At 65.3% G+C, this 14651-nt stretch carries 13 protein-coding genes and 4 pseudogenes; 7 read left to right on the top strand and 10 right to left on the bottom strand.

Annotated features, from left to right (window positions below):
• Together ON19_RS31585 and ON19_RS31580 are read left to right on the top strand one after the other, a co-directional pair.
• On the top strand, positions 1–809 hold an 809-nt coding region (locus ON19_RS31585; protein WP_043701155.1), incomplete at its 5' end, for an SDR family oxidoreductase.
• A gap of 255 nt (positions 810–1064) precedes the next feature.
• Positions 1065–1823, top strand: a complete 759-nt coding sequence (locus tag ON19_RS31580; protein WP_043701141.1) for a helix-turn-helix domain-containing protein — start codon at positions 1065–1067, stop codon at positions 1821–1823.
• A gap of 82 nt (positions 1824–1905) precedes the next feature.
• Here ON19_RS31580 and ON19_RS31575 read toward each other — a convergent pair whose 3' ends face one another.
• Positions 1906–2595: a histidine phosphatase family protein gene (locus ON19_RS31575; protein WP_157229921.1), complete on the bottom strand. Its 690-nt coding sequence runs from the start codon at positions 2593–2595 to the stop codon at positions 1906–1908.
• Positions 2596–2944: 349 nt separating this feature from the next.
• Here ON19_RS31575 and imuA' point away from each other — a divergent pair, with 349 nt between their 5' ends.
• Entirely contained in the window at positions 2945–3322 is a 378-nt protein-coding gene (imuA', locus tag ON19_RS45255; RefSeq protein ID WP_498043927.1) for a DnaE2-dependent mutagenesis accessory factor ImuA', read from the top strand.
• Positions 3323–3602: 280 nt separating this feature from the next.
• Here the strand turns inward: imuA' and ON19_RS31565 are convergent, their stop codons facing one another.
• Positions 3603–4556 (bottom strand): LysR family transcriptional regulator, encoded by a 954-nt coding sequence (locus ON19_RS31565; protein ID WP_043701134.1) that lies wholly within the window; start codon positions 4554–4556, stop codon positions 3603–3605.
• 113 nt (positions 4557–4669) lie between these two features.
• Between ON19_RS31565 and ON19_RS31560 the strand changes: the two genes are divergently transcribed.
• Positions 4670–5563 carry an NAD(P)H-binding protein gene (locus tag ON19_RS31560; protein WP_043701131.1) on the top strand — a complete coding sequence of 298 codons (894 nt, stop codon included), beginning with the start codon at positions 4670–4672 and terminating at the stop codon, positions 5561–5563.
• A 68-nt stretch (positions 5564–5631) separates the two neighbouring features.
• Entirely contained in the window at positions 5632–5997 is a 366-nt protein-coding gene (locus tag ON19_RS31555; protein WP_043701128.1) for a darcynin family protein, read from the top strand.
• A gap of 473 nt (positions 5998–6470) precedes the next feature.
• On the opposite strand, the gene ON19_RS31550 is transcribed toward ON19_RS31555, so the two are convergent.
• The 4 genes and pseudogenes from ON19_RS31550 to ON19_RS42370 form a co-directional block, all read right to left on the bottom strand.
• A complete protein-coding gene (locus tag ON19_RS31550; RefSeq protein ID WP_043701125.1) occupies positions 6471–6650 on the bottom strand; it encodes a hypothetical protein in 180 nt (59 codons plus the stop codon).
• 455 nt (positions 6651–7105) lie between these two features.
• Positions 7106–7594, bottom strand: a pseudogene (locus tag ON19_RS31545) (IS701 family transposase); the annotation flags it as partial.
• Between the two features lie 2 nt (positions 7595–7596).
• Complete coding sequence (locus ON19_RS31540) at positions 7597–8784, bottom strand: ISAzo13 family transposase (RefSeq protein ID WP_051169492.1); 1188 nt, start codon at positions 8782–8784, stop codon at positions 7597–7599.
• Positions 8785–9091: 307 nt separating this feature from the next.
• Positions 9092–9307: pseudogene (locus ON19_RS42370) on the bottom strand (PaaX family transcriptional regulator C-terminal domain-containing protein); the annotation flags it as partial.
• A 25-nt stretch (positions 9308–9332) separates the two neighbouring features.
• Here ON19_RS42370 and ON19_RS44855 point away from each other — a divergent pair.
• Positions 9333–9542 (top strand): annotated as a pseudogene (locus ON19_RS44855) (PaaX family transcriptional regulator C-terminal domain-containing protein); the annotation flags it as partial.
• Between the two features lie 202 nt (positions 9543–9744).
• Here ON19_RS44855 and ON19_RS44130 read toward each other — a convergent pair.
• The 4 genes and pseudogenes from ON19_RS44130 to ON19_RS43450 form a co-directional block, all read right to left on the bottom strand.
• A complete protein-coding gene (locus ON19_RS44130) occupies positions 9745–10305 on the bottom strand; it encodes a TetR/AcrR family transcriptional regulator (protein ID WP_043701123.1) in 561 nt (186 codons plus the stop codon).
• Positions 10286–10810: a hypothetical protein gene (locus tag ON19_RS31530; protein WP_051169491.1), complete on the bottom strand. Its 525-nt coding sequence runs from the start codon at positions 10808–10810 to the stop codon at positions 10286–10288. The genes ON19_RS44130 and ON19_RS31530 overlap by 20 nt, the downstream gene beginning before the upstream one ends.
• A gap of 38 nt (positions 10811–10848) precedes the next feature.
• A pseudogene (locus tag ON19_RS40915) lies at positions 10849–11855 on the bottom strand (flavin monoamine oxidase family protein).
• A 296-nt stretch (positions 11856–12151) separates the two neighbouring features.
• Positions 12152–13378: a TetR/AcrR family transcriptional regulator gene (locus ON19_RS43450; RefSeq protein ID WP_218006506.1), complete on the bottom strand. Its 1227-nt coding sequence runs from the start codon at positions 13376–13378 to the stop codon at positions 12152–12154.
• 895 nt (positions 13379–14273) lie between these two features.
• Between ON19_RS43450 and ON19_RS31510 the strand changes: the two genes are divergently transcribed.
• A partial coding sequence (locus ON19_RS31510; RefSeq protein ID WP_043701143.1) for an ABC transporter ATP-binding protein occupies positions 14274–14651 on the top strand: 378 nt, incomplete at its 3' end.

The raw sequence follows: 14651 nt of genomic DNA, 5'->3' as shown, positions 1-14651 counted from the left end.
TCGTCACGGGAGCGAGCCGCGGCATAGGGGCTGCGATCGCGATACGGCTGGCTGCGGAGGAAGCCAACGTGACGATGATCGGCCGCACGGCCACACCGCATCCCAAGTACCAGGGCACGATTCATACCGCTGCCGCACGGGCCGAGGCCGCGGGCGGTGATGTCATGCCGATCGTCGCCGACGTGCGCGACGACAAGGCAATGGCGGATGCTGTGCAGCGGACCATCGACCGGTTCGGTGGTATCGATATGCTGCTGAATGTCGCGGCCGTGATCGAGCCAGCACCTGTGACGACCCTGACGATGAACCAGTACGACTACATGCAGGACATTAACTGTCGCGCAACGCTATTGATGACGAAGCTATGTATGCCAGCGCTCCAACTCTCAGCGCGAGCCGGTCGAGGACCCCATGTCCTGAACATCTCGCCACCGCTGAACATGGCTGCTGAGCAGATCGGCAGGTTCCCCGGGTACACCGTCAGCAAGTACGGCGCATCCTTGCTGACCATCGGAATCGCCCATCAGTTCAATGATCTGGGCATCGCAGTCAACTCACTGTGGCCGCGCACCACGATCGACACCGCGGCTGTGCGGAACAAGCTCGGCGGTGAACAAGTTGCGGCGACGTCACGCAACGTTTGGGTCATGGCTGACGCGGCCCTGCTCGTCCTTACACACTCGACCTGTACCGGCGAACTGCTGCTCGACGACGAAGTGCTCGCCGCCCACGGAGCGACCGATCTCGACAACTATCGCGTGACTCCCGGAACCGATCCGCTGACCAACGACATCTTCATCGATGACTGAATCCTTACCCCGACACTGGCGAGACCCCAACCCCACTCGTCGCGCTCTGGGCTGCGCGCAATAGTCGAATACATTCTGCGCCAATATGATTTGCGCCACGTCATGGCCGCCGATCCCAATTCACCGAGAAACAATCGGCTTCTTTGCCATAGCCTGGCCTGTTAGGCAGCCACGAAGCGTACCGCGAGTCTGCTCCCCCATCGATGTACCGCACACGCTCCCCGGGCTGTTGGAAGCCGAGCTAAGGCGGATGCGATGGTTGACGACGCTGATCTCCCTGTACTGGCTAAGCTACTTCGGGCCGAGCGCGAGGCCGCACAACTGACGCGCGAAGAAGCCGCAGAGATCATCAAAGTTTCCAAAACGCTCATCTACATGTGGGAGCGCAAAGGCAAGATTCCCTCGGCTGAGACACTCGAGGCGTTCTTGGACGGCCTCGAGGTCCCCCAGTGGCGAAGACCTGCATACAAAGCGCTGACCCAGCCGCCGCTCAACCAGCTCAACTGGGACATGTCGCCGGTCGTCACCCCCGACGACCAGGTCGGCTTGGACCGCAACCTCGATCCCGCCTGCTACCACGACGACGCCTTCGACCTGTACGCCGCCAACGAACCACTGTTGAAGCGGTTCCCTGGCCTTGTCGCCCCCGCACCCGATGCCACGGTACGGCCTAACCTGCTTGAATGGGTGGTCCGCGATCCCGCCGCGAAGAAGGTGATCAAGAACTGGGAGGAGCGGGCCATCGTCATGGCGAACGCCTTCCTCATTGTCGCGCCCGGCCGGATACCCGACCGGCGCATCCAGCAGATCATCGACTCATGTGAACAGGCACCCGAATGGCCCGAGATCTCCAGGATCCGCGCCACCGACGAGCACGTGCTCAATCAGCGCATCCTCCTCTGGGACCCCGAGACGCAGCGCTACGAGGACCGCATCATCACCGCCTACACCTTCAAATACCCCCCACGGCCGTACAACGTCCTCGTCTTACAGGCAACGGTGCCGCAGAACTGACCCACGCAGGCCCCAGCGGAAGCCCATCGCGGCCCCTGACGGTCGCCTTGTCGACTGCAGCGGTAGGCCCATTCGACCGTCATCAATGTCGCTCACGCCGGATGACGCGGCGCGGCTGCGCTCTCAGATGTTCGGCATCGTTCGCGCGCCGCAACACCCATCGCAGCCCCTGCGGCCCGCTCGCCTCGTCGCCGCGGGGGCGCAGCTGCCATTCGGTAATCGCGGTGTGACCGACCTCGATCGAAGCATGGGCCAAGGAATGCGTTGCTTCCAGGAAGTGCTGTGCCGCGGCGAGGATACTGGCTTGGTGGCAGACCACCACGACCGTCTCGCCGGGATGCTTGCCCGCGATCAACTCCAGCTCGCGGCCCACCTGTGGCGCCCACTGGTCCCACGTCTGCCCAGTCTCACCGACCACCGTCGCGTCCTCGAGCGGCTTGACCCCGAAAGGCCGCACCCGCCTCGGTTCTCCCAGGGTCCCTGCCGCCGGCCCGAGCAGCTCCGCGTGCACCGACAGACCCAGCACGTCTGCCACCACCGCAGCGGTCTGCGCCGCCCGGCGTAGCCGGGTGCTGTACACGTGGCTGATCTCGAGGGTGGACTGCTCGGCGGCCAAACGCTCCGCCAACCGCGCGGCCTGACTCCTGCCCGTCGGACTCAACCCACGATCGCCCACCTGCCCGGCAACACCGTCGTCATGGCGTTCGCTGTGGCCGCAGCGAATCAGCAGCAGCCGCGCACCCGAACACGCATCAGCCTCAGACCTGTTCACCGATTCACCACCTGATCCGCAGCCCGCGGATATGCCGACGTTCCCGTCACCACAGCATCACCCGCATCGAGCACCCACCACCAACAACAACGCGTTGTACAACCGCCCGTTGTACAACGCATCGGCGACCACGTGCCCACCGCCACCCGAGGGGTGCGCTGCTACGAACACTCCGGTGAGGGTTCGGCGGCCAGCTATCAATCGGCGCGCCTGCCTCGACGGCCGACCACTCGGTATGCAATCATTCCGAACATATGTTCGATAGCTTGCAGGTTCGAGACAGTCAACGGTCCGATGGCACCACAGCTGCAGCACCGCTGGCCGACCTGCCCCGTACCGACCAACTCGCATTCCTACGCGCCCGCATCGACGCCATCCACGGTCGAGTCGGCACCCACGAAGCCCTTCCGTTGCGTCCACCGCACCGGCCCACGTACTGCCGATCCCGGGAGCACTCGGTGACGCTCTGCCCGCCGGCGGGCTACCCCGCGGATCGCTGGTGGCCTGCACCGGACGCCTCGGCCCGCTGCTCGGTATGCTCGCCGCGGCGACCGCCGCCGGAGAATGGACCGCAGTCCTCGGCTGCCCGAGGCTCGGGTTGCTCGCCGTCGCGGAAATGGGCGGAAACCTGGCTCGCCTGGCCCACATCCCCGACCCTGGTTGGGACCCCCTCGACGTCGCTGCCGTCCTCCTCGACGGCCTGCCCCTGCATCGGGTCAGGGGATAGCCGACGCCGGGACGCTGCCTCCATGTGTGCAGGTCACGCCCATCCGAGTGTCGTGCGGCTGGCGAGCTGGGTGAGCTGGCGGGGACTATCGAGGCTCTGCGCACCGAATGCCAGTGTAAGCCAATCGAATTCGGTGCCTTGCTGAAGATGGGCCGTACCCAGTTGCAGGATGCGGTGCCGGTTCGCCGCGCCGGCTCTTGTGGGGCCACCGGTAGCGGTATGACAACTGGTCCAGGTCGCCGTACCGGAATAGGTTTCACGGACGGGACGGTCACTGTTCTCACGTGTCGGATGACGTGGGCAGGCTCGGCGTGTGAAGGGTCCGGCGGATGGCGCCGCGGAGCCAGCGGTGGGCTCCGTCGGCTGTGTGCCGGGGGTGCCAGGCCATGCCGATGGTCAGTGTCGGCAGTGGCAGGGGGATGTCGAGGAGGCGGAGTCCGAGGGCGGTCGCGTCGTCGGTGAGCGGCGACGGGCCGACGCCGGGGAGTGCGGCGGGTACGAGGCAGACGATGTCGCTGCGGGCGGCGAGGGTCATGGCGGCCAGGTGGCTGGGGAGGACGACGGTCACCCGGCGCTGGAGGTTCTGCGTGGCCAGTGCGGTGTCGAGCGGGCCGGTGAACCGGCCGCGGCGGCTGACTGCGACGTGCTGGGCGGCTGCGAGCCGGGCCGGGGTCAGGGGTGCTTCGGTGAGGTGGTGTCCGGGCCGGACGGCTGCCATCATGCGCAGATTGACCAGTTCTTCGACCTGGGTTTCGGGATCTGCATGGTCGATGGATCCGATCTCCAGATCGATCCGGCCGTCGCGGAGTGCGGATCCGGCCTCCAGCTCCTCGGCCCGGAGCCGGAACGAGACGGCCGGCGCCTCCTGCTGGGCCAGGTGCAGCAGGCGAGGGGTCAGTGCCGCGCCGACCAGGTCGGCGGTCTGGAGGGTGAAGGTGCTGTTCAGGTCGGCGGGGTCGACGCCCGTGCCGGGGCTGAGCAGTGCTCCGAGGCTGCGCACCACCGCGGCGGCCTCGTCACGCAGGGCCTCGGCGCGTGGGGTGGGGACCATGGTTTGTCCGGCTCGGACCAGCAGCGGGTCTTGGAGGATGCGGCGCAGTCGGGCGAGGGTGCGGCTCATAGCGGCGGGCGACGTGTGCAGGCGGGCGGCGGCGCGGGTGACGCTGTGCTCGGCCAGCAGGGCGTCCAGTGCGATGGCAAGATTGGCGTCTAGAGCCGCATTGGGGCTGTTCACCAGCGATATTCCATTTCAGTCAATGATCCAGTGCTGAAATTCCCATTGTGGCAATGTTTGGTTCTCCGCAGGATGACGGGTGTACTGATCCCATCACGACCTGCGAGGTTTTCATGATCGTTATTACTGCTCCCACCGGGAACATCGGCCGTGCCCTGCTGTCCCGGCTGCTGGAGTACGCACCCACCGCGGGTGAACAACTGCGGGTGATCGCGCGTGATCCCGCGCGGCTTCCGGATGCGGCGCGCGGGCGCGTCGAGGTGATCACCGGCTCGCACGGAGACGCCGAGGTCCTCGACCGGGCCTTCGACGGAGCGGACGCCGTCTTCTGGCTCGTTCCCCCGGACGCCTCTCAGCCCCCGGAGGATGGTTGGACCGGCTTTACTCGGCCTGCGGCGAAGGCGTTCGCCGCCCATGGCGTGGGCCACGTCGTCGGGGTGTCCGCGCTCGGTCGCGGCACCCCGGTCGCCGACCGCGCCGGCTTGGTCACCGCCTCGCTGGCCATGGACGACCTCATCACCGGTACGGGCGTCGCCTATCGGGCACTGACCAACCCGTCCTTCTTCGAGAACCTCCTGGAGGAGGCCGACTCGATCCGTGACAAGGGCGTGTTCACCGACGTCGTCGACGCGGACCGTAAAGCCCCCCTCGTCGCTGTCGCCGACATCGCGGCCGTCGCCGTCAGCTTGCTGCTGGACCGCTCGTGGGCCGGCACCGGCAGCGTCCCCATCCTCGGGCCGCAGGATCTGTCGCCCAACGACCTGGCCCGCATCATGACCGAGCAACTCGGCCGCCCTGTCCGCTATGAACGCCAGTCGTTCGACGAGCTGTACACCGGCCTCGTCGGCTATGGCCTCAACGAGGAGTTCGTCCAGGGCGTCGTCGACATGAAGCGGGCCAAGGATCAAGGCCTCGACGCCGGAGTCGCCCGCACCCCGGACACCGCGTCCCCCACCAGCTTCGAGCAGTGGTGCGCCCAGACCCTCGTGCCCGCTGTGCGTTCCTGAAGCCCACCGCCCGAAATCCTCGGTGCCCAGCGGCGCCGCGACCACCTACACTTTTGGAGATACTTCTGATGCCTGCTGAACAGACCGATCCACCGGTCACGGCATTCATGCTCGTCAAGACCACACCCGAGTGGCTCGTCCTCACCGTCCAGGAGCGTGTGGACGCCTTCACCACCCAGGTCCTGCCCGCCATCGAGGCCAAGACCACCCGCGTACGGTCACGCTTCTACGACACCGAGTTCTACTCCGCCCGCGTCACCGACGTCTGGGTGTGGGAAGCAGAAGACCACCACGCCTACCAGCTCCTCGTCGACGCACTGCGCGAAACCCCGTTCTGGGACCGCTACTTCGAGATCGTCGAGCTCCTCGTCGGCACCGAGAACGGCTACGCCCGAACCTACGGCCTCGAACCCCTCGCCACTATCACCACCTGAACACCCGCGCGACTGGGCCGATGTCAACCGGCAGGAGGCATCGGCCAGCGAGCTCGCCCACGGCTACGGCATGCTACCAGCCGAGACCGGCCGGGCCACCGGCATGCTGCGGAATTCTCGCGGCTCGGCTACGCGCGCGAGACGCGGCCGGTGTACCGCGGGAACAGTCGTGGGCAGTCCGCGAATTTCGCAGCCGCCCACGGCGTTTCGAACGGTTGTCGGAGAAATGCCCACGGACCGCAGCCCGATCACGAACCTCACGGTTGGTGATCGAGCTACCGACATCGCGGTTGACGCCGTCGGCGGTCGGCGGGGACTGCACCATCATTCGCGGAATACGGGTTGAAGGCATCGTTCCGGCTCCCGGCCAGTGGGTGATCCGGTCCGGTCGGGCGATCCAGCGGATGATTCCGCCGGTTGGATCGCCCGGCCGATTTGCTGTGTCGGCCGGGGCTTGTTCGGCTGGGACCGGCCTATCGTGTGCCTGCCGGTGTGCCCGGGTCCAGCGTGCCCGCGGGGGCACCCGGGTTCGGTGTGCCCGGATTCGTGCCCATGTCCGGTGCGCCCGCCGGTGGGTCGCCCGGGATCGAGGGCACCGAATCGGCGGTAGCCAATGCGGGAACCGTCAGTGCGGCCGCTGCGGCGATCCCCACCGCGGCGATTCCGCGGCGTACAATTTCATGAACTCCCTCTCGCGCACGATGATTTATCGTCTTCGGTTGCGATCGTCACGACTGATCGTGACCACGTCGGAGCGTAGGAAGATCGGCACGGCACGCATGAACCACAGCGCCATACGGATGGAAGCTCCGCGTCATGTGCCCGGTTCCGGGTTCTGTCGCCGAGTCGTGCGGGCGGCGTTTGTGAGCGATAACATTCGAGTTGGAACAAACACCGCGATCAGGGCTCGAACCACAGCGTCACCCCGGCAGGACATCGGCGCCACGCGAGGTGTCGAACCAGCGAATGTGAAGGATCGCGATCGGTAATGCACACCGCGGCGACGGCACCGTTCGGGCTCGGGATTCGGGCCGAGGATCTGCTCGGACTCGAGGTCGTGCTCGGCCCACCCGCCGACGTCGCGCAGCGCGGACTCCTGCGCGGCCGACGACGCGATGCGCCCGTCGATCGGCCAGCGCGCCCAGTCGTATTCGCGGGGACCGTGCGCGCCGGCCCCGACCGACAACCGCTGGCAGGCGCGCGCCGGAAACCCGGCGATCAATACATCCGCGCGGTCGACCCGCTCGGCGCGGGTGGTCAACTGGTGATCGCAGCGGGTGGCCATCACGTAGAACACGTCGTGGTCCTCGAGCCAGTCCCGCAGGTAACCAGCGTGACCGTAGGCTTCATCAGCGGTGAACCAGCCGAACGGAACACCCGCGGCCACGGTGCGTTCCAGCATGGCGATCACCTGCCGGGGTTTGGTCGCGAACTCGACCTCGTCGGGAATCCCGGCCGCGCGGCAACGGTCGCGATCGGCGGTCCACGATTCTGGGACATACAGTTCCCGGTCGATCAACGCGTGCCCGCGCGCGGAGGCATACGCCAGGAACACCCCGATCTGGCAGTTCTCCGTCCGCCCGGGGGCTTGTGCGTAAATTACTGTCGAATTTGGTCTCTAGTGGCATGGCTCGACGGCGGCATGATCGGCGTCACGAGGCCGGCGGGTGTGAGGCGGGCCCGCAATTGCTCGAGGGTGCGCGCGGGTGATCCGGGCATCGATGAGACGTCGATCCGGTGCAGGTCGAGGATCCGATGGCCGTCCCGGAACTGGTTGGACAGGTTGGTGCGTGTGACGCCGAGGAGTTGGGCCAGCAGCGTGCTGGTGACGGCCCTTCGTCGTCGCAGCAGGGCTGTCAGGAGCCGGTGGAAATGGTCGACGCTGCCGGTTTGTGGATGCAGGTAACCGCGGGGGCGGTGGAAGCGACGCTGGAAGGCCGCCTCGGCCAGGGCATCCCAATACGGTTCCGAGACCGCGACCAGGTGCGCGAAGTCCGCTCGTGTCATGCCGGTCAGAGCTGAATCGGTGAGCATCTCGGTCAAGGCAGGATCGGACTTGCGACGGGTCGGGGCTTGCTCGGGAGGGTGTGGTGCGCAGGATGCCACGGTGTAGTTCCAGTCTCCGCGGAACGCGTCGGGCGTTATCGGCAGGGCGCGGAACTCGGCGGAAGTGACGGTGCCGCCGAGGGCGGTAGTTGCCGGTGTCCAGGTCGGCGCCGATGTCAACCCAGTCCTCGTGGTTGTCGCTGTGATGGTCTCGACGACGACCTGATAACTGGTCAGCGGTCGGCCGCGCCAGTTGGCGGTGATGTGGCAGAACATCCGTTGCTCGATCTTGTTCCACTTCGAAGTTCCCGGAGGGTAGTGGCAGACCTTGATCTCCAGGCCGGGTTCGCGGGCGAAGGAGTGCAGGTATTTCTTCCATGTCCAGCGGCGAGGGTCGTTGGAGCCGCCGGCGTCCGCGGTGATCAGCAGCCGGGTCGCGTGCGGGTGCTGTTCCCGCCCGCAGTGCCGCCACCAGTGGCGGATGGACTCCACCGCGAATTCGGCTGTGTCGTGGTCGGTTCCGACATTGACCCAGCCCGTGTTAGTGGCGATGTCATAGATCCCGTAGGGGATGACTACCGGCTGATCGTTGGTGACGAAGGTGTGGCAGTCCACCTTGATCGGGGTTTTGCCCGGACGCCAGGTCCGTCCGGGACGGTCGCGGTTGCCGATCCATTCCTTGGCCTTGGCGTGGCGCTCACCGGGTGACCCTGGTCGGTCAGGGCCACCGCCACGGTGCACAGCGACAGTTATTTCGAATCCACGGTACGCAGGGTTACCCTCGGTATGAATTCGGTAATGGTCCCAGCAATTTGGTTCGCGTCAAATAGTCGCGTCGACTTTTTGGGTCAGACCTTTTTTGACCGCACGCTCTCTCGCGCAACCGGCCCCTCCCCGCGACCGTCTCAGTTGCGGGTCGTTCGGCCTTCTGGGGAGCATCAAAGACCGCCAGCAAGGTCGCCGACGACGATCCTGTCCGCCGAAACAAGAGGTGTGCGAGCTGCACGTCGAGGACTTCGACCTGCACCTGGACGACGAACACGTTCGGCTACACGGCAAGGGCAGCTCGGCGCGCACCGTGCTGCTCGATGACCGCGACCTCGTCCAGTGGCCAGAGCCGGGCGGCCAGCGACCTGGGATCCGAGAGGCCTGCGACGCGTAGATCAGAACTGGTGAAGATGGTGACGCGGTCCTCGATCCCGAGGCGGGCAACTTCCGGTTCGACCAAGTCTTCCCAGGGATTGGCGGCCACATAGAGCCCGCCTTGAAGCTGCGCGCTCGCTCAGGCTCACCGCAGGCTCACCCGCGTCGCCCAGGACCGTCTGGAGCAACTACCGGACCCGGCCGCACTGGATCAGCCGCGATACCTGACCGCGGTGATCGAACTGGCCAGCGAGTTCACCCGCGCCATGAACCTCGATCCACTGCTGCCGCCCGAACTCCTGCCGCAACCCTGGCCGGGCACACAGGCCCGCGACGCGATCGCACAATGCTGGCGGCAGATGGTCCGAACCCCCGCCGCCAAGCCCCACGCCACGCCTGTTCCGCCTCTACGCCGACGTCATCCAGGAAGTCACCGGCCACGCCGGCGACTGCGGGTTCGCATCCGGGTGAGCAGCCCGGCCGCCGGCGGGCCTCGGCCAGGCCGGGGCCAGGTATCCGAGCGGGAGGGTGTGGATCTGCTCACTGAGCGGCACCGAATCAGGAGGTCATGGTTCGGCGCAGCAGTGCCACTAGCCGGTCAGCGACCTGTTCGTCCGGCAGGCCTGGATGGCTCAGCGCCCAGCGGTCCGCCGCCGCGAACAAGGCGGCCGTTACCGCGGAAAGCCAGCCGTCCTCGTCGGACGACAGGCCGAGGTCAACTGCGTTGGCCACGAACGCCTGAACCCATGGGTCGCCTTCGATACCCAGTTGCGCCGCCGCGGCCAGAACCGCACGGTCGCTCGGGTTCTTGCGAAGGTAGGTCAGCAGCCTCGTGGAACCCTCGGCGACTTGCCGCCAGAGTTCTTCCACCGTGGACACCACTCGCCACGGGCCAAGAATCGCGAGCGTCCTCACCGCCGCATCAGCGGCCACTGCGGTGAACAGGTCGTCTTTCCCGTCGAAGTAGTGATAAGCCGAGGTCTTGGAGATGCCTGCGTCGGCGATGATCTGGTTGAACGACGCCGCGTCCTTGCCGTCGCGCGCGAAGTGATCGCGGGCTACGGTCAGGATCGCCTCCTTGGTCGGCGTCGGCAGGCGCTCAAACCGTGGTAAGGGCATCAGTCGGCCGCACTATCAACATCGACGCCGCCTGCACGGTCTGAACCGAGTGTGTGAGCACCAGCACGACGGCCACGAGACCACTGAGATACCCGAGCAAGCCCGGAAAGAGCGACAGAATCTGGAACCCACACCAGCCGTAGCCTACCTGTGTCCACCGCTGCACAGTCCGCTGCGGCAACCGGCCGTCGGCGGAAAGACCGGCCGAGATACTGGACACGATGAAGAAGTCCTCCACGAAGTTGAACGGGATAGCGAACATCCACCAAACCGAACGGGGCGACACCGGCCGCGCTTCCGGGCGCACCAAGGTCATCAACCGCTGCAGCTGACCGCAGTAAAGCGCGACCAAGCCGAAGAACCCGAGGACGCCGATGAGTCCGCCAGGCCAGCCCAGCGCCCAGACCTCACCCTGGATGCCCCTACCCCAGTCCGGTGCCCACAGCGGGTACGTCAACAACACGGTCACCAACGCGGTGCCGACAAGCCTGATTGTCCATCGCATGAGGCAAGTGTACCAATGGTATGTACTACCAGTACACGTTAGGATTGATCGCTTGCTGCAAGGCGGATCCCGGTCCGGATGAGACCGTCGGCGACTTCGCGCGCGGCGCGCTGGCCTGATTCGATCGCGCCGTCGATATAGCCAGCCCAGCGCGTCGCGGATTCCGTACCCGCCCAGTGCAGCGGCCCAATGTGCGCGCGCAGGGCCGGGCCGAAGCGGGTGAGGGTGCCTGGGGTAGCGAAGGGGCCAAAGCAGCCTCGACTGAATTCCTCTTCCCCCCAGTTACGTTCGAGATAGGCGATGGGGTTTCCGGCTCGGGGGCCGAAGTAGCCGACGAGGTCGCCCACCACTTGGGCGCGGCGGTCGGCGAGATCCAGGCGCGCACCGAAGTCGGCGTGCTTTCCTTCCAGGAATCCAACGAGCACTCCGGGCGCACCACCAGGCGGTGTGTTGTCGAAGACGGCACCCAGCGGCCGACTGTCACTGTTCGCCTGACCACTGAAACCGCACTGCGCCAGAAAGGTTCGTCGTACACGACATTCACTTTGATCACTCGACCCATGGGCATGCGCTGGACGAGTTGGTCACGGTCGCCGGGTAGTCCAGGGCTGAAGCGGATTCGCGCCGCCAGCGGCGTGGGTATCGCGATCACGGCTCGACGCGTGCGAACAGTGGTGGCGCCTGCGGCAATTCGCACGCCGGCGTCATCCCAATCGATATCCGTGACCGGGGCGCTCAGGATGACACGGTCACCGAGATCTTCAGCGAGCTTGATGGCGATACATTGCGAACCGCCCTCGATACGGTCTTTCTGCGCGCCGCCGGCCGTATTGATCAGAGCATTCACCCCACCGGCGGCACCGATGTAAAAGGCGGCCCACAGCGCGGACAGGTCCTCCGGCTCTGCCGAGAACACCGCCTCGGTGATCAGCCGGAAGAAGGACCGGCCGCCGGCCGTGTATGCGGTTCGCTGTAGCCAGGTGGCGAAGGTCTGCCCATCGAGCCGCTCGGCCTGTCGCGCCCTGCCACGGCTCCCCCGCCGCAATCCGACGAGCCAGGCGATTCTCTTCGCGAAGAAGGCCGCCGATTTGCCATGGAACTCGTGGCGGCCACCGCGTCGGGGGATTCGTCGGCAACTGTGCCGACCACCTCCCCGGTGCCGGGATTACGCACCTCGATGATGGCGGGGCCGCTCGGCTCGGCGAGGATATCGGGTGCGGCGGTGTCGCGCGGCGGCTCGGTATTGGTCATTGCGGTACTCCCACGGATATTGTATTCAGACCGCCGCTGGACGCGGCAGATCCCTGGCGGTCGAGTGGATCTATAGGTGTTTCGGCTCGGTCACTGGTACCGAGCTGTTTCCGCCCGGATCATCGGCGCTTCAGGAACCAGGGTGCTGATCAGCAGCTTCAAGAAGAACAGTATCGGAAACCACGCCAGCACGGCCGGCACCGGTAACCACGTCGCGTTGATCAGCACCGCGAGGATATACAAGCCCATCGCGGTCAAACGCTTCTGCTCGATGGCGACGAATTCGATCAGCAGCGCGCCGATCATGAGCAGCGCACTGTTGCCGAGCAGCCAGGCCCAATCACCGTGCAGGAAAACGAAAGAAACTATTGCCAGATATAATATGTGACCGGCAATGAACTGCAATCGTCCGCGACGCACATCCGGACCCGGCCGGTGCATCCAGCGTTTCGCAGCGTTCGTGGAATTTGTGATGATGCCGCCAGCGAGGTCGAATATGGAAACCGCCAGCAAACCCAATTTCCACAGCGTCCAATCGGCCGGGATTTCCGCGTGCCACATATAAATGAAGACCATGGCGAAGATGAGCAGATGCAGAGGCATTCCCGCTATTCGGTCGGAACGCGTCTTGCCCGGCCCGGAGATCCGATCCCAGGCTCCCGCCAGGCCGCCGGGTATTTCAGGAATGAGCCAATCGATGTCCACGTCGGGCCGGGACTTGTTTACATATTCTGCACTCATGAGTTCCTCACTACTTTGCCCACAGTCCACCGAGTAGTTGCCAGAACTGCGCTGCGGCGTATTCCTCGGTCGCGCCGTCGCGCAGAATGCCGATCGACCACAGGTCCGCCGCCTTGACGAGGGCGGAACTCGCGGCGAGCATGAGTGCGAAGTCGATATCCTCGCGCCCACGCCGATGGCGCGGCCGTTGTTCAGCACCGCGCCGAGGTAGGCGGCTGCCGCCGATCCGAGGGCAACCTCGGCCAGCTGCAGGTCGTCGGGATTTTCGTCCAAATGACGGGTGAGGCGGACCGCGCCCTCGCCGAGCTGCTGCCAGAACAGCTCGGATGTATCGACATATCGCCGATCTCCCAGTACCGCATGAACGCGGCCGCGGACATCAGCCAACACCGTGGCCAACAGGTCTTCCCTGCCGTCGAAATACTGATACGCGGCCGTCTTCGAGATCGGGATCCCATCGATGATCTTGTTGAAGACGGCGCCCTCGGGCCCCTCGACCGCGACCCGGTGCCGAGCGATCTGGAGCATGTGAGTGCGGTGCCCCTCGGGGAGTCTGAGAAACCTCGGCAACGGCATGAACTTATGTTACACACTAACAGTGTGTACCGGAAGTACACTCCATCGGTTCGCGAACTCGAATCAAGGTGACCGCCGCCGCGTAACCCGAAAGCCCCGTCGAGCAGAGCATCGCAGCGTTCAAATCCTCCCTAAAGTTCACTCCAACGAAACATTGGACCCCACAACAACTTCCAACCACCGTCCAGAGAAAACCCACGAACCGCAACAACTACACCAGAAGGCTCGATGCCTCGACCACGTACGCTGGACGTGTCGCGCACGTGTGGGATTGCCGCGGCGGCGAAAGGGTCGAGTTGGCGCTCGAGGCTCTGTTTCGTCGTGGACACTCGCGTGTAGCCGAGGTCGAGCCCGCCGCGGGTGCCGCGTTGCGGTCGCCATGCGCGAGAATGTACGGGAAATCGTCGCCGTACGAGGTGTCTGGAACGACTTTTGTGTAACGACTTCCGGAACGCCGGGCGTTTCGATTCGCCCTGTTCGCGTTTCGATGACCGGACCCGTCTGCACTCGGTTCCGAGTCGTTCCACTTCCAAGGAAATGGAAAACGCCGGGAGCCGACACGAGTATCGGCCGATTCCGGTGAGCCGCCCGGCGAACGCTCCGATACTGGCGGGGCGTGGACGGCAGCGCGCCTGCCTCGCCCCCCGCGCTTGGTGATTCGACCGCTACGCAACGCACGCCATGCGAGGGGTTTTGCGAACACAAAGCCGCCGGACCCGAACGTGCACAACGATCCGGGCGTGCGGCTGTGAGAAGTTACTCTCCGGTCAGATTGGGGTGCGCCGCATCTTGCACGTGAGATACGTTGGCCGGACCCACTGTGACGTGACACACCGAGAAGACCGCGCGCGGTTCGGCACGTAGGGGGCTCGCTGAAGAATTTGTGGAGGTTGGCATGGGCGTCGAGGTCAGGACCGAAAGTATAACCAAGTCCTTTGGGTCACAGCGTATTTGGCAGGACGTAAGTCTGACGCTGCCGTCCGGCGAGGTCAGCGCGCTGCTGGGCCCCTCGGGTACCGGTAAGTCGGTGTTCCTGAAGTCGCTGATCGGGCTTCTGCGCCCGGAACGCGGCTCCATCTACATCGACGGCACCGATATCACCACCTGCTCCAACAAGCAGCTCTACGAGATCCGCAAGCTGTTCGGCGTGCTGTTCCAGGACGGAGCGCTGTTCGGGTCGATGCATCTGTTCGACAATGTGGCCTTCCCGTTGCGCGAGCACACCAAGAAGAGCGAATCCGAGATCAAGAAGATCGTCATGGAGAAGCTGGAG

The sequence above is a fragment of the Nocardia abscessus NBRC 100374 genome (assembly GCF_000308455.1).
GTDB lineage: Bacteria > Actinomycetota > Actinomycetes > Mycobacteriales > Mycobacteriaceae > Nocardia > Nocardia abscessus.
The sequence above is the reverse complement of the archived record's forward strand: the minus strand, read 5'-3'. Positions and strand labels throughout refer to the sequence as shown.